Origin of the sequence: Thomasclavelia ramosa DSM 1402 (assembly GCF_014131695.1) — a bacterium.
GTDB lineage: Bacteria > Bacillota_I > Bacilli_A > Erysipelotrichales > Coprobacillaceae > Thomasclavelia > Thomasclavelia ramosa.
Map to the genome: position 1 here is coordinate 2,836,711 of NZ_CP036346.1, position 19,446 is coordinate 2,856,156.

At 30.7% G+C, this 19,446-nt stretch carries 20 protein-coding genes; 5 read left to right on the forward strand and 15 right to left on the reverse strand.

Annotated features, from left to right (window positions below; genetic code table 11):
* The 5 genes from queA (at position 1) to EYR00_RS13565 (ending at position 3,119) form a co-directional block, all read left to right on the forward strand.
* Positions 1–1,026, forward strand: a complete 1,026-nt coding sequence (gene queA / locus EYR00_RS13545) for a tRNA preQ1(34) S-adenosylmethionine ribosyltransferase-isomerase QueA (protein WP_008793093.1) — start codon at positions 1–3, stop codon at positions 1,024–1,026.
* A 65-nt stretch (positions 1,027–1,091) separates the two neighbouring features.
* Entirely contained in the window at positions 1,092–1,460 is a 369-nt protein-coding gene (locus tag EYR00_RS13550) for a DUF6483 family protein (RefSeq protein ID WP_003536937.1), read from the forward strand.
* A gap of 15 nt (positions 1,461–1,475) precedes the next feature.
* Complete coding sequence (locus EYR00_RS13555) at positions 1,476–1,820, forward strand: DsrE family protein (protein WP_008793094.1); 345 nt, start codon at positions 1,476–1,478, stop codon at positions 1,818–1,820.
* Between the two features lie 44 nt (positions 1,821–1,864).
* Positions 1,865–2,515, forward strand: a complete 651-nt coding sequence (locus tag EYR00_RS13560; protein ID WP_003536934.1) for an epoxyqueuosine reductase QueH — start codon at positions 1,865–1,867, stop codon at positions 2,513–2,515.
* The gene (locus EYR00_RS13565) at positions 2,496–3,119 is read left to right on the forward strand and encodes a hypothetical protein (protein ID WP_003536931.1); all 624 of its coding nucleotides are present in this window, start codon (positions 2,496–2,498) and stop codon (positions 3,117–3,119) included. The genes EYR00_RS13560 and EYR00_RS13565 overlap by 20 nt, the downstream gene beginning before the upstream one ends.
* A gap of 13 nt (positions 3,120–3,132) precedes the next feature.
* On the opposite strand, the gene EYR00_RS13570 is transcribed toward EYR00_RS13565, so the two are convergent.
* From EYR00_RS13570 to EYR00_RS13640, 15 genes are all read right to left on the reverse strand, one after another.
* Positions 3,133–4,500, reverse strand: coding sequence for an FAD-dependent oxidoreductase (locus EYR00_RS13570; protein WP_003536930.1), 1,368 nt, complete (start codon positions 4,498–4,500; stop codon positions 3,133–3,135).
* Positions 4,501–4,637: 137 nt separating this feature from the next.
* A complete protein-coding gene (nadC, locus tag EYR00_RS13575) occupies positions 4,638–5,492 on the reverse strand; it encodes a carboxylating nicotinate-nucleotide diphosphorylase (RefSeq protein WP_003536928.1) in 855 nt (284 codons plus the stop codon).
* The gene (locus EYR00_RS13580; protein WP_003536927.1) at positions 5,470–6,771 is read right to left on the reverse strand and encodes an L-aspartate oxidase; all 1,302 of its coding nucleotides are present in this window, start codon (positions 6,769–6,771) and stop codon (positions 5,470–5,472) included. Before EYR00_RS13580 ends, nadC begins: the two co-directional genes overlap by 23 nt.
* Before the next feature lie 13 nt (positions 6,772–6,784).
* The gene (nadA, locus tag EYR00_RS13585; protein WP_003536926.1) at positions 6,785–7,696 is read right to left on the reverse strand and encodes a quinolinate synthase NadA; all 912 of its coding nucleotides are present in this window, start codon (positions 7,694–7,696) and stop codon (positions 6,785–6,787) included.
* A 211-nt stretch (positions 7,697–7,907) separates the two neighbouring features.
* Positions 7,908–8,456, reverse strand: coding sequence for a beta-class carbonic anhydrase (locus tag EYR00_RS13590; RefSeq protein WP_003536925.1), 549 nt, complete (start codon positions 8,454–8,456; stop codon positions 7,908–7,910).
* A gap of 37 nt (positions 8,457–8,493) precedes the next feature.
* Positions 8,494–10,254, reverse strand: coding sequence for a molecular chaperone DnaK (gene dnaK / locus EYR00_RS13595; RefSeq protein WP_003536924.1), 1,761 nt, complete (start codon positions 10,252–10,254; stop codon positions 8,494–8,496).
* 15 nt (positions 10,255–10,269) lie between these two features.
* Positions 10,270–10,902 carry a J domain-containing protein gene (locus EYR00_RS13600; protein ID WP_003536923.1) on the reverse strand — a complete coding sequence of 211 codons (633 nt, stop codon included), beginning with the start codon at positions 10,900–10,902 and terminating at the stop codon, positions 10,270–10,272.
* Positions 10,902–11,735 carry a DUF5685 family protein gene (locus EYR00_RS13605; protein ID WP_003536922.1) on the reverse strand — a complete coding sequence of 278 codons (834 nt, stop codon included), beginning with the start codon at positions 11,733–11,735 and terminating at the stop codon, positions 10,902–10,904. Before EYR00_RS13605 ends, EYR00_RS13600 begins: the two co-directional genes overlap by 1 nt.
* 2 nt (positions 11,736–11,737) lie before the next feature.
* Positions 11,738–12,130 (reverse strand): hypothetical protein, encoded by a 393-nt coding sequence (locus EYR00_RS13610; protein WP_003536921.1) that lies wholly within the window; start codon positions 12,128–12,130, stop codon positions 11,738–11,740.
* A gap of 1,387 nt (positions 12,131–13,517) precedes the next feature.
* Positions 13,518–14,753 (reverse strand): sensor histidine kinase, encoded by a 1,236-nt coding sequence (locus EYR00_RS13615; protein ID WP_003536919.1) that lies wholly within the window; start codon positions 14,751–14,753, stop codon positions 13,518–13,520.
* Positions 14,750–15,415 carry a LytR/AlgR family response regulator transcription factor gene (locus EYR00_RS13620; protein ID WP_003536917.1) on the reverse strand — a complete coding sequence of 222 codons (666 nt, stop codon included), beginning with the start codon at positions 15,413–15,415 and terminating at the stop codon, positions 14,750–14,752. Before EYR00_RS13620 ends, EYR00_RS13615 begins: the two co-directional genes overlap by 4 nt.
* Positions 15,412–15,915, reverse strand: coding sequence for an accessory gene regulator B family protein (locus EYR00_RS13625; RefSeq protein WP_003536916.1), 504 nt, complete (start codon positions 15,913–15,915; stop codon positions 15,412–15,414). The genes EYR00_RS13620 and EYR00_RS13625 overlap by 4 nt, the downstream gene beginning before the upstream one ends.
* A 63-nt stretch (positions 15,916–15,978) precedes the next feature.
* Complete coding sequence (locus EYR00_RS13630; RefSeq protein ID WP_003536914.1) at positions 15,979–17,388, reverse strand: 6-phospho-beta-glucosidase; 1,410 nt, start codon at positions 17,386–17,388, stop codon at positions 15,979–15,981.
* A gap of 127 nt (positions 17,389–17,515) precedes the next feature.
* On the reverse strand, positions 17,516–18,877 hold the full coding sequence (locus tag EYR00_RS13635; protein WP_003536912.1) for an MATE family efflux transporter: 1,362 nt from the start codon (positions 18,875–18,877) through the stop codon (positions 17,516–17,518).
* Positions 18,878–18,965: 88 nt separating this feature from the next.
* A complete protein-coding gene (locus EYR00_RS13640; RefSeq protein WP_003536909.1) occupies positions 18,966–19,439 on the reverse strand; it encodes an LURP-one-related/scramblase family protein in 474 nt (157 codons plus the stop codon).
* Positions 19,440–19,446: the final 7 nt, after the last annotated feature.

The window sequence follows — 19,446 nt, forward strand, 5'->3', positions numbered from 1 at the left end:
ATGAAAATAAGTGAATTTGATTTTAATCTTCCTGAAGAACTAATTGCCCAAACCCCATTAGATAAACGCGATACTTCACGTTTAATGGTCTTAAATCGTAATCAGCAGACAATTGAACATAAACATTTTTATGATATTATAGATTATTTAAAACCTGGTGATATCCTAGTTAGAAATAATACTAAAGTAATACCCGCTCGTTTATTTGGAATTAAAGAAGAAACTAACGGTCATGTGGAAGTCCTACTATTAAAAGATCAAGGCAACGATATGTGGGAATGTTTAGTTGGAAATGCTCGAATCGTTAAAATTGATACTATAATTACTTTTGGTGATGGCCTTTTAAAAGCTCAATGTGTCGAGATTAAAGAAGAAGGAATTCGAGTATTCAAGATGATCTATGAAGGAATTTTCTATGAAATCCTAGATCAATTGGGAACGATGCCACTTCCACCTTATATTAAAGAAAAACTAGATGATCAAAATCGTTATCAAACTGTTTATGCTAAAATTGAAGGAAGTGCTGCTGCTCCAACCGCAGGACTTCATTTTACTGATGAAATTATTGAAAAAATTAAAGCTAAAGGAATTGAAATCCTTGATGTAACTTTACATGTTGGGTTAGGAACTTTTAGACCGGTAAAAGTTGATGATGTTCTAGAACATCATATGCACAGTGAATATTATATGATTGAACCTGATGTTGCTGACAAATTAAATCAAGCTAAACAAAACGGTCAACGAATTATCGCAGTTGGTACAACTTCAACAAGAACACTTGAAGCTAATATGAAAAAATATGGAAAATTTACATCTGTTCATGAAAATACTGATATCTTTATTTATCCAGGTTATAAATATGAAGCAATCGACTGTTTGATTACCAACTTTCATTTGCCTAAGTCAACTTTATTAATGTTGATCAGTGCTTTTGCAAGTAAAGAATTTATTTTTAAAGCTTATCAGGAAGCAATCGATGAAAAATATCGTTTCTTTAGTTTTGGTGATAGTATGTTTATAATGTAAATCTTAAAGAGATTTACATTTTTTTCTTTTATTATGATAGAATTAAAAGTAGAGGAAGTGAGAACATGTTTTCATATCATAAAGAAGATTTTATTATCCGTCAAATTCAAAGTGCTGCCAGAGCTTTAGCTAAATTATTTTTTAATAGCGAAACTGTAAGTTATACTATTAAAGATGAGTCTAATTATACTCAAAGCGATTTAATTTATTTAAAAATCAAAGAACTAATGGAGCAACATAAATATTTAGAAGCCCAAACATTATTACTTGAGCATCTCGACTCAGATGATCTACAATATTTAAAATTAATTCTTTATTTCTATGATCAATTAGATCAAATGAATGACGAACAACTAGCTAAATATTATTTAGAGCGCCAAATAATCACTAACAATTTTATAGATGCTACCAGTAAATACAATTGTTTAATTTAATTAAAGGAGTATATGATGAAAATTATCTTTCATGTTGATGAATTAACAAAATGGCAACTTTGTTTAGGCAATGTTACTAATATGAGCAATTATTATCAAGTCCAAAATATCGATTATCAAATCGAAGTTCTTGCAAACAGTGAGGCAGTTATCGCCTATCAGCTCGATTATGATCATGAAATAGCAAAAATGTTTACCGCATTATCAAAAAAACACGTAACTTTTATAGCATGTAACAATGCTTTAGCAGCTAATCACCTCACTGCTGCTGATATTTATCAATTTATTACGATCGTTCCAGCTGGTGTTGTTGAATTAGCACAAAAACAAACTGAAGGTTTTGCATATATTAAACCATAAAATTTATTTATACGTTCAAGAATAAACTATGCTATAATCAATTTATGAAAATAAATTATGACTTAAAATTTAAAGAAGAATTAACAAAAATAAAAAATACGCGACCACGTCTCTTACTACATGTTTGTTGTGGTCCTTGTAGCGGCAATGTAATTAGAGAACTATCTGATATCTTTGAAATTACAATTTATTATTCAAATTCTAATATTTATCCAAATGCTGAATATCATCGTCGTTATCAAGAATTACTCAGCTTTATTAAACAGTTTAATCAAGATTATCATCAAAATATCACAGTTATTGAACAACCTTATTTACCAAAAGAATATTTAAATAAGCTTAGTAGATACAAAGATGAACCAGAAGGAGGGAAACGTTGTTATCTTTGTTATCAAAAAAGGATGAATGATGCCTTTCAATATAGCTGTGAACACAATTTTGATTATTGGACAACTGTATTGAGTGTTTCACCTCATAAAAATAGTCAATGGATCAATGAAATTGGAGCAAGTTTTGCTCAAAATAAAACAAAATTCTTATTTAGTGATTTTAAGAAAAATAATGGTTATTTAAAATCGGTAAGATTTGCTGACAGCTATCATCTTTATCGTCAAAGTTATTGTGGCTGCGTATATTCTTATCAAGATATGTTAAAACGAAAAAAGGATGTTGAAGATGATGGAACCAATTTATAGATGCGGCTATCAAATTCCCTCTTTAATCAAATTAGTATTTAAGTTAATTTGTTTTATTACTATTCCTTTTTTAATTACCATGATGGTTAAGAATTTAATTGTGACTAACGGAATAGCAGTAGATCACTCATTTAGTTTTATTATTTATCCAATTTCCTTATTAATTACTCTAGGCTTTGTTTATAGTTATCGTAATTCTAGTATCTATTTATTTTATAATAATTTTATGTTATACAAAGAAAAACTAAATCTTCATGACCGGATGAAATTATTTTTTATGAAAGATGATCTTAATGAATTAGAGAATTACTTATCTAAACGTAATTATGCTAATCTTGAAGAACTAAATATTATAGTTAGAAAAGTTTCTTTTATGCGAACTAATGATATCGGAATAGAAATAAAGTTTAAACTAATTTTTAACGATCAAAAAAATTTCATTATTACTGTCACTGAAGATACAAGAGAAGCTTATATACAATTTTTAGAGCCTTTTATTAAATATCATGTTAAAATCAATGATCCTAGTAATCTAATTGACGGTTTAAAACAGCCACTTAGATTAACTGAATATTTTATCCGTAATAAAAGCATGGAAGATTAAACTCCATGCTTTTTCAATATTGTTTTAAATCTTTAGTTGCCGGTCCACTTACAAGTTTTCCATGACAATCAAAGATAGAACCATGACATGGACAATTCCATGTATTATCAATCTCATTATACTGCACCACACATTTTAAATGCGGACAATATGGCGAGAAATAAAATATTCGTTCCTGAGCATCTTTATAAACTGCTAATAATCGTCCTTGATGTCGAATAACTTTACCCTGCTGCTTCTTTAACTTTAATTTTTTACTAGAAACTAAACGATTTTTTATCATCCCATGATAATTATTTTTAACTAGTTTCAGCATATCCGCCCCAGATTTTAAATAATTGCCATAACTAGGCTGATATAGAGAGGCATATTTACTTTCATCATTAATAATTAAGTCATAAATTAATTTACTAGCAACATGACTTAACGTCATCCCCCACTTATTATAAGCATAGGCCACATATTCTTGTTCATTCATTTTACCAATATAAGGTATTTTTCTTAACGGCTTTCCATCTTGGGCATACCAGTAAACTTGATTAAGATCATCAATTCGTTTTATCATTAAAATATGCTGTTCATCTAAATATCGTTTAGAATAATTAGTCGATAAATCTAAAATACTATTACCATTACTCTGTCCTTCTTGAAAAATGACATGTTCTTTTTCTTGAATAATTCTAAAAAAATAACCATGTTGTAAATTAGGGGGATAGCGAGTCATCCAAACTACCTGTCTTGCCTGAACTTTAAACCCATTAACTTCCAAACATACCAATCCATCTTGATGCATGCTGCCTGTTACTAATGAATGTTCATAAATGTCAATATGCTTACATTGCGCTAGTAATCCTTTTAGGTATTTTAATGGATGAAAAATAGCCTGCTGTTTAAGTCCCATAGAAATCTGACAATTCTTCAATCGATTTTCTAAAACCTCAAATCCCCAAGATTTAAATAATCTGATTTGACAGTCAAGTTTCTTTGCATTTGTTGTATCACTTGCTCCTACATAAGCAATATTTTCTTTAAAATCACACTCGATTTGTTCCATTTCAATTATTTTTTTAATATCCTGATAAGCTTCATAATTTGATTCTAAATACTGTTTTGCTTTACTCCGGCCATAGACCTGATAAATATCAGCATAAACAGCACCATGCAAATAAGTAACCTTAGCTGTAGTATGCCCAGTTGTTTTACTACCAAGTGTGTCACTTTCAAATAATGCTACTTTTAAATTACTGTTATTAAGACGATAAGCTAAACTTACACCACTAATCCCACCGCCAACAATAACAACATCATAGTTACAATTTTTGTTTATCTGCGGGTATTTAGGCAGCGTAATCGTATGCTGCCAATATGATTCATTTTCCATTTTATCACCAGATTAAGTATGCCCTTTTAATTAGTCAATAAACTACACTTTTTTTAATTAATCATAAAATAATTTTTATTAACTAAAAAAGCTGATTTAAGATTATTCCTTAAACCAGCCCAATTAACTTTATCTATTTAATATGGTCGTAAATTTTTCATTGAAAAATCTAGAATTGGAGCAGCATAAGTAATCGCACCTGAAGATACGAAATCAACCCCAATCTCTGCAATCTCCATTAAGCGCTCTTTAGTAACATTTCCAGAACATTCACTCTGAGCTTTATCACCAATCATTGCCACTGCTTCCTTCATAGTCGCATTATCCATATTATCCAGCATAATGATATCTGCTTTAGCCTCAAGTGCTTCTTGAAGTTGTTCTAAAGTTTCAACTTCAACTTCAATTTTACGAACAAATGGGGCATAGTCACGAGCCATTGCAACTGCTTTAGCAATGCTTCCAGCTGCTCCAATATGATTATCTTTAATTAATACTCCATCTGATAAATTATAACGATGATTAGTTCCACCACCTATTTTAACCGCATATTTTTCGAAAATTCGATTGTTTGGTGTAGTTTTACGTGTATCTAATAATTTTGTCTTAGATCCTTTTAAGATTGCTACTGATTCACTTGTATAAGTAGCGATCCCACTCATTCGTTGTAAATAATTTAAAGCAACACGCTCTCCAGATAATAAAACTCTAATATCACCAATTACTTCACCGATATAATCACCATTTTTGATTACATCACCATCTTTATATTTTGTTGTAAACTTACAATTTTCATCTAATAATTTAAAAGTCCGTTCGAATACCTCTAAACCACAAACGATCCCATCCTGTTTACAAATCAAATCAACATGTCCTAATTTAGCTTCTGGCATTACTGCATTTGTTGTAACATCATCACTCGTGATATCTTCCTTCAACGCACTTAAGATGTAATCATCAATGTTTACCTTAAGATTTACACCATTTATCATAGAATTCACCATCTTTTCTTTTTATTTCATTCATAATTATTTCTTTATTTTCTTTTTTTAGCTTTTCTTTATCATAGCCATCTAAATCTACTACTTTTTCGTAAAGGCTAATCTTGTCAATACCATCAGCAATAACTTTGGCTGCTCGTTTAGCAAAAACTAAACTCTCTAATAAAGAATTACTTGCAAGACGATTAGCGCCATGAACCCCATTACAAGCAGTCTCTCCAACTGCAAAAAGATTATTCATTGAAGTTTGTCCGTAAGTATCACTCTTGATTCCTCCCATTAAATAATGTTGAGCCGGAACAACAGGAACTGGATCCGTAAACATATCATAACCCTCAGCAAGACATTGATCATATATGTGAGGAAATCTCCTTTTGATTTGCTTTGGATCCATATGTGTAACAGATAAATAAACATGGGGTACATTATATTTATCCATCTCTTTTTTGATCGCATTACTTACAACATCACGAGGCAATAATTCATCAACAAAACGCTCCATATCAGGATTTAATAAATGGGCCCCCTCACCACGAACCGATTCACTAATCAAAAAACTTCTACCCGGTTTAGTTGTATATAAAGTAGTTGGATGAATTTGTATATAATTAATATTCTCCAGTTCAATATTATTTCTTAAGGCAATTGCAAAACTGTCACCGGTGATATGTCTAAAATTAGATGAGTGGGTAAATAATCCACCAATCCCACCAGTTGCAAGAATAATAACTTTAGCATTAATTTGAATAATTTCACCATTATTTTCCATAACGATTCCTGTTGCAATATTATCATGATTAATAATATCCAGCATTGTAGCATCTTCTACCATTGTGATATTATTCCGCATTTCAACTTGTTTAATTAATTTAGAAGTGATTTCTTTACCAGTAACATCCTGATGATGTAAAATCCGATATTCCGAGTGAGCACCTTCACGTGTATAAGCTAAATTTCCTTCAGTATCGCGATCAAATTCAACACCATAATCCATCAAATCTTTCATAATTTGAGGTGCCTGCTGAATCATGATTTTAACTGATTCAGGATTGTTTTCGTTACGACCGGCTTTTAAAGTATCTTGATAAAACGCATCAAAATCATCAGCACTCTTTAAAGTACAGATTCCTCCTTGAGCTAGATAAGAATCACTATTTTCAACTTTATCTTTAGTAATCATTAAAACTTTTAAATCAGCAGGTAAACATAACCCTGCAAATAACCCTGCAGCTCCTGTTCCAACAATGATTACGTCATAATTATTATTCATTATTTACACCTTCTTATTTTGCTAATTCATGCATTCTTTCCAATGGTTTCTTAGCTTTTTCCATAAACTCTTCATCAAGCTCTACTTGATTAGTATTATTCTTTAGACAATCACGTACTTTTTCAAGCGTGTTTTTCTTCATATTTGGACATACTAATTTATCAGTTGCTGGATAGAATTTCTTTCCAGGATTACGTTTTTCCATTTCATGAATCACGCCTATTTCAGTGACAACAATGAACTCATCATGTTCCCGATCATTTGTTGCATAATCAATAATTCCCGAAGTGCTGCCAGCATAATCTGCCAACTCTACACATTCTGGTTTACATTCAGGATGAATCAATACAGGTGCCCCCGGATGTTTTTCTTTAGCTGTTAAAATATCTTCTGGTGTAATCCGATAATGCGTTGGGCAATATCCATTACAGAATAAGAAATTCTTGCTTGGTACTAATTCAGCAATATGTTTTCCTAGATTTTGATCTGGAATAAATAAAATATTTTTATTTGGTAGAGCTTCAACGATTCTCTTAGCATTTGATGATGTTACACAAACATCTGACATTGTTTTAATTTCAGCAGTTGAGTTAATATAGCATACAACACATAGATCTTCATACTCTTTACGAAGACGGGCAATAAAATATTCATCAACCATATGAGCCATTGGACAATCAGCATCCTTATCAGGCATTAAAACTGTCTTATTTGGGCTTAATAATTTAGCACTTTCACCCATAAATTCAACTCCAGCAAAAACAATTACATCTTGTGGACAATCAACAGCAATTTTTGATAAATAGTAAGAATCACCTAAATAATCTGCAATATCCTGGATTGCACCATCAACATAATAATGTGCCAAAATGACAGCATTTTTTTCTTTTTTTAACTTTTGAATTTCTTCAATAATATCATTCATTTAACTATTCCCCATTTACTTAATTTCAAAGTTCTCGTACATTAGATAAAATATCCCACAAATCATACTCATTGTCAAGTGAAATAGTTAACAAGACAAGATATATTAAGTTAAGATATTTCTACTTTTCCATTATACCGTATTTCTTTACATAATTAAAAGATTCTAGTAACAAAACTAGAATCTCATGATGCTCTTTAAACAAAAAAAATCAATTTTTTTCCACTAAACTTAAAGCGCCCGTCCTTGAATCCATCACTAGTCCATGAATCTCAATATTTTTAGGCAACAGAGGATGTCGTCTTAACAAACTAACACTTTCTTTAACAGATATCTCAACATCATCAAAACCGCCCAGCCATTTATTAAAATCAATTCCACAATATCCAAGATCCCTAATAACCGTTTCACTGATTCCACGCTTTTCCATCTTCTTTAACATTGCCTCTATATCGATACTTCCTACTCCACAATCAGTATGTCCGATAATCATGATTTCCTCAACATTCAATTCATAAATAGCAATCAATAAACTTCGTACCGCACTACCGAAAGGGTGAACAATAACTCCACCAGCATTTTTTATGATTTTTGCATCTCCGTTTTTTATTCCTAGAGCCGCTGGTAATAATTCAATCAAACGGGTATCCATACAAGTAACAATCGCTAATTTGCGATCAGGATATTTACTCGTCGTATAAGGCTTATATCCTTTATTAGTCACAAATGCCCGATTGTAAGCTAAAATCTCGTCTATCATATTTTCCTCCTAAAAAATCCTTGGTTATAACCAAGGATTATTGCATTGATAACAATGATGCTGCAACTGTTTCCAAATTAAGTTTTGCTGTTTTGATTTCATCAAACTGAATCTGATCACATGTTTCAAAATCAACTTTTTTAGTTAACTTTTTAAAGCTTGCAAGTTCGTTTTTAATATTTGATTTCATTGCTTTATCAATTTGTTTACCATTTTTAGATAAAGCTGCTTCAACCGTAAGAATCAAATTTTCAACTTCATTTTTAAAAACTAAACGCTCTTTAGTAACAGCATCTTGCTGTTCATACTGTTTAGCTTCATGAATAGCTCTTTCGATATCATCATCAGACATATTCGAAGTATTTTCAATAGTAATACTTTGCATATTTCCACTCGCTAAATCTTTAGCTGATACATTAACGATTCCGTTAGCATCAATATCAAAAGTAACTTCAATTTGGGGTACCCCACGCATTGCCCGTTTAATTTTCTTTAGTTTAAATTTTCCTAAACTTTTATTATCTTTGGCTAATGGACGTTCCCCTTGAAGAACATTAATTTCTACCTGAGTTTGGAAGTTAGCAGAAGTTGTAAAAATTTGGCTATGACTCGTTGGAACTGTAGTATTACGCTCAATCAATGGCGTTGCCACACCACCCATCGTTTCAATTGATAAAGTCAATGGTGTAACATCAAGTAATAGAACATCAAAATTTCCAGTAGCTGCTATATCACCAGACAACTTACCACCCTGAATACTAGCTCCTTGGGCTACACATTCATCTGGATTTAATGATTTACTTGCTTCCTTGCCAGTAATTTCTTTAATCTTATCTTGAACAGCCGGAATTCTTGAAGAACCTCCAACTAAAATAATTTTATTTAATTCTTGTGGTGTTAAACGTGCATCGTTTAAAGCATTTTGCATTGGAATAACAACCCGATCAACTAAGCCTTTTGTCAATTCATTAAATTTAGCTCGACTAATTTCAACCTCTAAATTTTTTGGTCCACTACTAGTATTAGTAATGAAAGGAAGATTCACAATAGTCGTAATCATTGTAGATAATTCTATTTTAGCTTTTTCACCAGCTTCGTTAATTCTTTGCATTGCTACTTGATCATGACTTAAATCAATGCCTTCAATTCTTCTAAATTCATCAACAATATACTTAGCTATAATTTCATTGAAATCATCACCACCTAAATGATTATCTCCAGATGTTGATAAAACTTCAATTACTCCATTTCCAATTTCGATAATAGAAACATCAAATGTTCCACCGCCTAAATCAAATACCATGATTTTTTGTCCATAGCTATTTTCTAAGCCATAAGCTAAGGCTGCTGCTGTTGGCTCATTAATAATCCGTTTAACATTTAAACCAGCAATTCGCCCCGCATCTTTAGTTGCTTGACGTTGGGCATCATTAAAATAAGCAGGAACTGTAATGACTGCCTCTGTTACTGGTTCATGTAAATAAGCCTCAGCATCAATTTTTAACTTTTGTAAAATCATTGCTGAAATCTCTTGAGGGCTATAGTCTTTACCATTAATATTTTTACGATATGCAGTTCCCATTTCACGTTTAATTGATGCTACTGTATTTAACGGATTAGTAACAGCTTGACGTTTAGCATTTTCACCAACTAACCGTTTTCCATCATTAGTGAAAGCAACAACACTAGGGGTTGTTTTATTTCCCTCTGCATTCGGGATAATAATCCCTTTACCATCTTCCATGTAAGCCATACAACTATTTGTTGTACCTAAGTCAATTCCAATTACTTTACTCATTAATCATATCTCCTTCTAGCACATCCGGCCACCACAACAACAATTCATCATACAATTAAGTAACATAATACTATAACAGCACTGCATTGTACTGCCAAAAGGCGAACCATAAGTCTGCTGCCCTGTCTGGTACTGTCTTTGACCACCTTTTAACTGCTGTAAAAATAATAGATATTGCAAGTTTCCAGGTTCCATTTGGGCAGCCGTCTGCGCATATTCAACTGCTGTAATGTTATTACCAATTCCATTCATTGCTACAGCACTATAATAAAACCACATTGCATTACGAGTCTTAATTTGTTCCAAAATATTAAGTGCTTCTTGAAATCTTCGAGCATTAATAAATCCAGCAGCCTCATTAAAAGCAGCTTGATCATTACCATTATACTGATAGCTAGATTGTGATTGTCCATTATACCCCGCACCTTGGGTATTGCCATAAGTTCGATTTGTAAAACCACGCTTACGATCATCCATGATTGTTTTATAAGCTGTCTGCACCTCTTTAAACTTTTCGGTATACGCAGCTTGATTAGGATTATTAATATTCGCATCCGGATGATATTTTTTACTCAACGTACGATATGCTTTTTTTACTTCATCATCAGTTGCATCAGATGATATTCCTAATATTTGATACGGGTTCATTATTTCCTACCTTCCAATCGTTTTTGTCTAACTAATTCATACTTATTCCATACCCCACCATACAAGATATTTCTTATAATTGCGGCATTTTCAATAATTGGCAATCTTTCAAAAGCCATGGTTGCTTCAGATATCATTAATTCTAAAATATCTTTGCATTTATCCTCAAACTGATCCGTTTGATATAATTCTTTAAACGGATTATATGTTCTCTTTTTTAAATCTTGTTCAATATCTTCATAAGCATCAATAAAATAAATAAACTTCCCTAAATAAAATCCAAATTCATATAATTCATCATGCCATTCATCATCTTTATAAGCACATATTTCACCCATTACTTCACCAAAATATTTAGAAATCTCATCAAGATTTGTAATTCCTTGACTTTCATAGTCATTAATACAATGTAAACAAGTTTCGATATGTGCCAACTTATCTGGATATTCTTCCTTAATTTCTTGATATGCTTTTCTTAACAACCTTTTATATGCCTGTTTACTAATCTTACGCTCATCTAACCAATCATCTTCACATTTAAAATATGTTAAAACAATCGTCATTTTAGCGGCATAATCAACACATTCATTGTAACGAGTCGTATGCTTACTTAAAGGGTGCATAACACATCGTGATTCCCCTATCTTAGTTTCCGGTTCATACAAGCCACTCAATAAGATACTAATAAAATTCAAATCAAAATTCAAAGAGATTTGAGCCCGGCTACCATACTTTTCCTTAAGAGTTTTGCATAATCCGCAGTAATATGACTGATAAACATCAAATTCTTTAAATTTTAATTCTGGTTTATTGATAACAACGTAGCCAAACATCTTTATGTTCTCTTTTCAAACTTGTTTTGACAATTGGGACAAGTTACTACAACAGTTCCATGTCCTTTTGGCACTCTAACCATCTGCTTACATTTAGGACAGCTAAAATATTTGTTACTTGGATCTTGTTTACTCATCAATTTTAGTTTTAACCACCGACTAAGTGGACTAAAGAAATTTAAATATTTGTCATTTTCTCGATTACGTGCATAAATATTTTTACTAAACATTCTAAATATTACAAATAGCCATGTTCCATAAGCAATAAAAGTTAAAACAATACTGCCAATAAACATATTTACGATAAAACAAATGACACAGACAATCATTAAAAAACTATTTAATTGATCAATGCCATACCTTCCTTGCATAAAGCGATAGAACTTTTCTTTCATATTTGCTCCCTAATTTTATTTTATACGACCTAAGTATATTTATTTATTATTAACTATTAATGAACTTTTGATTAATACTATATAAAATAGTACTATTATAGCATAAAAAACCATATCAGGATATCCTAACATGGCTAATAATACTATATTATTTTTAACTTATTCCCTGGCTCATCAACAATTTAAATATTTTTTATTTTCTAAATAATCAGTAATAGGTTAAAGGAATAAAATAATTTATTGCCCCACCGATTGAACTGTACGTGCAGGTCTAGTATACGGCTCTACATTTATATCAAATTACAAACTCTTAAGATAGTAATTTAGGCGATGTACCAATCCAGGTCTTTCCCTTTCTTAATACCTAATATTTTCGGTAATATAATAAAGTTTATGACATTCATCCTACTATACCGCCCTAATTCTATATTAGCACATTTAAAGATGTCTTCATTACTAAATTTGCACTCTATAAACGTTTTAGTCCTCCAGTATCTCTACCTACTATGACTTCATCTAACTTCTTACGATAAACCTTTTTCTACCGAGGATACTATCATTGATTTTAAAGTTTACTAGACTTCCTCGTCCATAAAGCCTCTCGAAGTAGAGCATGAATCCTAATTCTTTCACAATGTCTTGATTTACTGTCTTAGTCTTACATATACCATTTGGACTTTGGTTTGTAGCGCAACCTTATCCACCATTTAGCCTCATTAAGTTCCTGTTCACATGTTCAAAAGAATCGCTACATCACATTACTTCCTTCACCCATGTCATTACTGTCAACAGGTTGTGGTTTTCTACGCTTGACGGTAACTACCTGTGGTTGGTTTATCTCTAACTGAATTCATGCCAGCCATGCCCGGCACACGCTAAAAAGAGATATTAAATAATTAATATCTCTTTTTAATCGAACATATTATTAATCCAGCTATTTTATAACATAATTTACTAAACAAAGGTTCAAAATCTCGTCTCTATAATAAAAAAGCCATGCTAACAACCCTCAGTAATAATAAAAATCACTTTTTATTATATACGCTTTATCCCATTTAATGTATATGTACGACGATTCTATCTTTATAGAAATTGATTATATTGAATCTTATTTATATAAATTTTTGCTTTGGCTATGCCATTAATAAATATTACTATTTAGTACATTTACCCTCTCCCAAAAGTTTGTACTATTATTTACTTGGTTTTTTTGGTCTATAATAATCACAAGGTGAACAATTATAACCATTAAGTTTTACTTTTTCTATTCTTTTTTTAATAACTTTTTTAATCATATTTTTCATCTACATATCCTCCTCACTTCTAAAATATAACATAAATCGAGATAATGTTTTTTTACACCTCCTCATATGTTAAAAATACCTCCTTAAGTGTTTATTTTAATATTAAATATTACTTGATCATCATGATAATCGATAAACAAATCACCATGATATTTATTAACAATATTTTTAATTATTTTTAATCCATACCCATGCCCTTCACCTTTATCCGTACTAAAATTAGGCTTAATCGGGCAAGTGTTCTTAATTCTAATGATTAATAAATTATTAGTATATCTAATCATCACTGATACTAACTTATTGTGTTTTAATGCTTCGTTACATGCATTGTCAATTAAATTAAATATTAATGATGTTAAATCTTTTTCATTAAATACCAAACCCGCAACACTTATATCAAAATCAAAAATTATCTCAGGATATTCTTGTTGTTTAGCATATAAACAAGCATCAATATAAATATTACCACTTTCAATATATGCTACTTGACCAATTCCCTTAAATACTTCATCAATATATTGAGTATATTGATTCTTTTTATCTAGACTTTCTAATACAAGTTGATGATTCTTTAGGTCATGCTTTAATTTTCTTAAATTATCACTTTCCTGATTATAAAAATCAAGATACTTACTTATATATTTATTAGATATATCCTCCATTATCAATTCTTCATTTCTGATTGTTGTTTCAACATACATAGACAATATTTTTAAAAACATTATCCACAAAAATAATAGAATCAACACTAATACTGTAATTAAATTAACCAATCTTACCACACCAATATTATATATAATTACCATCGCATAATAAACTAATATATCGAGCATGATAAATAATTTTACTTGACGATTTATTACTTTCTGAGTGGGAATAATCTTTAATTTATCCAAAACAACAATAAAAATAACTGTTAATATATTTATTAAAAAGACCATGATAAGCCTTTGAATACTAAATGATAATGTAACCTCACGGTTAAATCCAATAATAATATTAATAACATGGATTAGAGAATTAACAGTAAATATATAAAATAACTGGAATAAAGAAACATAGAATATTACATTTGTTTTTTTAAATAAAATACAAATATAGCAAAAATCTATGACTATGATAATAGAATTCACAATCATGTATTCCCAAAAATTATTACTAGTAGCCCCTGCTACAAGATAATTTACAATTGCATATAGCGGTGCCATTATAACTACTCTTTTAAATTTAACCTTTTCCTCTAATAGATAACTCGCAGTAAATGTAAGTGCGATAACATAAATTAAACAATAAAAATATTCACTAATAACTTCTATCATCTAAATGTCTCATAAAAACTTTTTCTCACTAACTTTCTTTTTCTTACACTTACTTCAAATTTACTGTTGATTCCATCTAGATACACATATCTATCTTCAAAATTAATAATTCGATGTTTATTTATTATTATATCCTGGCTTATTTCTATAAAATATTCATTCAAAACCTCTTTTACTTTCTTCAAAGAACTATTATTAATATTAATTTTTTTATCATGATAGACTATTGAAACAATATGATTACCTAAATACTGACAGTAAATTATATCGTCAATCCTAATATTTATATCTATTCCATTTACCTTAAACGTAACATAATAATCACATTTGATTATCTCAATCACTTCTTTAACTTTCTCTACTAATTCTTCTTCAAGATTTCCTTTTGATACATATCCATATACATTAGGTCCAAAAGCTTCCTTGATCCGAGTATCATAATTAGTCACAAATACAATTCTGTAATTACGATGTTGTTTTGAAAAAATAATTCCATCTATATCGGGCATATCAATATCAAGTAATATAAAATCTAGATCATTATCTATTTTACTCGCAGAATTATACGAATAGACTCTAATGTCATCAAAATTTGTGATTAAAATATCTTTAATTTTATCTAAATATACTTGTTCATCATCGATTATCCCAATAGAGATCATTTTAATTCCTCCCCTCTTATCACTCTCATCAATACTATTACAAAATAATTAACCATATTGATTTGATAAACTATACCTGTATTAAATAATACTATTATCAATATATAGAATAAATTAAAAATAATTATTTTTTTATATCTATATTTAAATAATAAATATAATGATATTCCTATTCCTATAAAATAAAATATTTCAACATATGCTACTATCCTACTCATAAAAATACAAAAAATAAAGTTTAACATCGTCAGTAAATAACAATTTCTAAAAGTATCGGCATGATAACCATCTAGATATTTTCGCCCGGCTACAAAACAGGCACAAATAATCAAGATACTCAGTGCATCCATAAATAATAGACCAATTATATAGACTGATATGATCGTTATAACCTGTGTCAAAATAAGTTCGAGCAAAAAGCGCAGATCTTCAACATTTTCTTTATCGACTAGCCCTCTATTATATAAGAGCCAGGCCATTTTGCGACAATAATTTTCCATAAAACTCTCCCCTTTGTAGAATATTTTAACACATTCTACAAAAAACTGTAACGACCTAAGTCATTACAGCTCCTCACCGTTTGTTTTTATAACATTTTGATACCAATAGAATGATTTCTTTGGTTTACGTGCAAGGGTTCCGTTACCCTCATCATCCTTATCAACATAGATAAAACCATAACGTTTTCTCATCTCACCGGTACTTGCTGCCACTAAGTCAATACATCCCCAAGGGGTATATCCCATTAAATCAACTTCATCAATCTCAACTGCATCTTTAAATGCTTTGATATGTTCTTTAATATAATCAATACGGTAAGCATCATTAATTGAACCATCGACTTCAACTGTATCTACTGCTCCCATTCCATTTTCTACAATAAACAAGGGTAATTGATAACGATCATATAACTCATTTAAAGCTGTTCTTAATCCTAATGGATCAATTTGCCAACCCCAATCTGTCATCTTTAAATACGGATTACGTCCACCTTTAACAACATTTCCTTCAATTTCTTCAGCATCATTACCCTCAACAGCTGAAAAATAATAACTAAAACCAATATAATCAACTTTACCTTTCGCTAAAAGTTCTTCATCTCCAGGCTCCATTTTTATTTCAACACCATGTTTATGCAATAATGAAGTACATGTATTTGTATAACGTCCTCGAACATGAACATCACCATAATAGAAAGTATTTAGCATCTTATTTCTCATCATAATCTGATCTTCCGGGTTACAAGTTGCTGCATATGTTGTTGGATAAATTAACATACAGCCAATCTTAAAATTTGGATTAATTTCATGCCCTGCAATCACTGCTTTAGCGCTTGCTACAAACATATGATGACTAGCTTGGAGAATTGTTTGATAATGATCTTCATCATCACGATAAACGATTCCCGCTTGATGCCAAGGACGAGCCACCTCTAAACAGCCATTAATTTCATTAAAAGTCATCCAGTATTTAACCTTATCCTTATATCTAGAAAATACGGTCTTACAATAATGCTCAAAGAAATCAACTAATTTACGACTTCTCCATGAACCATATTCATTAACTAAAGTCAATGGTGTTTCATAATGTGATAGGGTTACAACTGGCTCAATTCCATATTTCAATAACTCATCAAATACTTTATCATAAAAAGCCAAACCTTCTTCATTAGGTTGTTCTTCATCACCACGTGGGAAAATTCTTGACCATGAAATCGACATTCTAAAACATTTGAAACCCATTTGGGCAAATAGTTTAATATCTTCTTGATAATGATGATAAAAATCTGTAGCTACATGTGATGGATAATATGTATTTTCATGAATATACTCATGAATTTCACGAGGTACTCCATGTTTAGCACCCTTTTCAACATCATTAATACTTAATCCACGACCACCTTCATTATAGCCACCCTCATATTGATTCGCAGCTGTAGCGCCACCCCATAAAAAATTTTCTTTTAATTTCATTTTAGTACCTCCAAATTACCATGATTTTATCATCATTTATTTGACAATATTTATTTTTTCATAATTTAAAAAGAAAATCGCTAATATTATTGATTAGCGATTTATAACACTTATAATCCTTTTACTATTATTCACTAATAATACCCGATTTTAATTTTTTCGCAATTGTAAACCACATAGTAATATAACAGGCACCACCACCAATAAAATTACTAATTGCTTCTGCAATAAAAACTCCATCAATGCCAATATAGATTGGCAAGATCACTGTTAGCGGGGCAACAATAATTACTTTTCTAAAAATTGAAAAGAAAACAGCTTGTTTTGACTTTCCTAATCCAACTGCTGCTGCTTGTCCTGTCATCTGAAATGACATCATGAAAAAGCCAAAGAAATACAAACGTAAAGCACTCACGCCATGGGTAATGATTTCTTGATTATGACTAAATATCTTAATAAATAATTCAGGAAATACCGTTATTGCCAGCCAAACTATCAGCATCATTGATAGTGCCGTTAAAGTTACAAATTTAATTCCTTGAAGAACCCGTGCATACTCTTTAGCACCATAGTTAAATCCTAATACTGGTTGACAAGCATTTGCCATTCCTTGCCCCGGCAAAGAAGCAACTTCTCTAATTGAATTAATGATCGTCATAATTGCAATATAAAGATCTCCTCCATATTGTTGCAATGTCGCATTACATACGATTGTTACAATCGAATTAGTGATTGCCATCATAAACCCTGCCATTCCTAGGGAAATAATCTTTGTGACATATTTTACTTTTAAACTCAAATACTGTTTTTTTATCTTTAATATTGTTTTTTTCCCTGTAAGAAAACGTAATGTCCATAATGCAGAAATAAATTGTGAAATAACTGTTGCAAAAGCAGCTCCTTTAACCCCTAAATCTAGTCCAAAAATAAAAATTGGATCTAAAATAATATTAACTATTGCTCCCAGCAAAACAGTCATCATTCCGATTTTAGCAAATCCCTGACTATTAATAAAACTATTCATACCTAAACCAATCAGTACAAAAACTGTCCCTAATAAATAGATAGTCATGTAATCATTAGCGTAACCGATTGTATGTTCACTGGCACCAAAGAGCCACAGCAAATCTTCTTTAAAGATCAAACCAATAACTGTTAAAACAATCCCAAAAATAATTAATAGCATGAAAGAATTACCCATTATTTCTTCAGCCTCTTCAATATCACCACGTCCTCGAGCAATTGAACAAAGTGGAGCACCGCCCATACCAAATAGATTAGCAAAAGCAATAATAATAGAAATCAGTGGCAAACATAGCCCTAGTCCTCCCATAGCTAATGTCGCAACATCTGGAATTCTTCCAATATAAATACGATCAATAACATTATATAAAACATTGATCAACTGTGCCACTATCATTGGACCAGCTAAATTTATAATATGTCGTGGAATACTGCCACGCGCAAAATTGTTTTCATCTTTCCCCATTTTTACCACCTTCGGTTATTATTATAAACCTCTTCATTAATTTAGTAATTATTTTTCATAAGATGAAACAAGACACTCTCGTGTCTTATTAACTGTTATTTGAACATTTTTGCGCATCAATAGCTAAAGCAATCATTAAAACATAGATTGCATTTCGTGGATCACTAATGGTTAGAGAATAAGTATCCGTAAAATTAAATAATTCCTTATTAATATCTCCAATAACAATACCACGAGAATCAATGATTTCATAATCCCATTCCCAAAAATTACCAGAAATTTTCCAATCATTATAATCTAAAATGAATGATGGTTTAAATAATGTTAGTTCTTTTTTTATTTGACCAATATATTCATCATTAAGGTACATCGCAAATTTAGGTAAAAAAGTGAAAACTTCTTCTTTGATTGTACCAACAGGTAAACCATCAGCATTATATATCTGTAATTTATGTCCCCAGCTTAATTCACCTTTTACAGTGTATACTGTATTCCCCATTTCATCATAAATATCATAACTATCTAGCCATGAAAAAAAGCGCTGTTTAAATAATAATTTCATTTTTCCG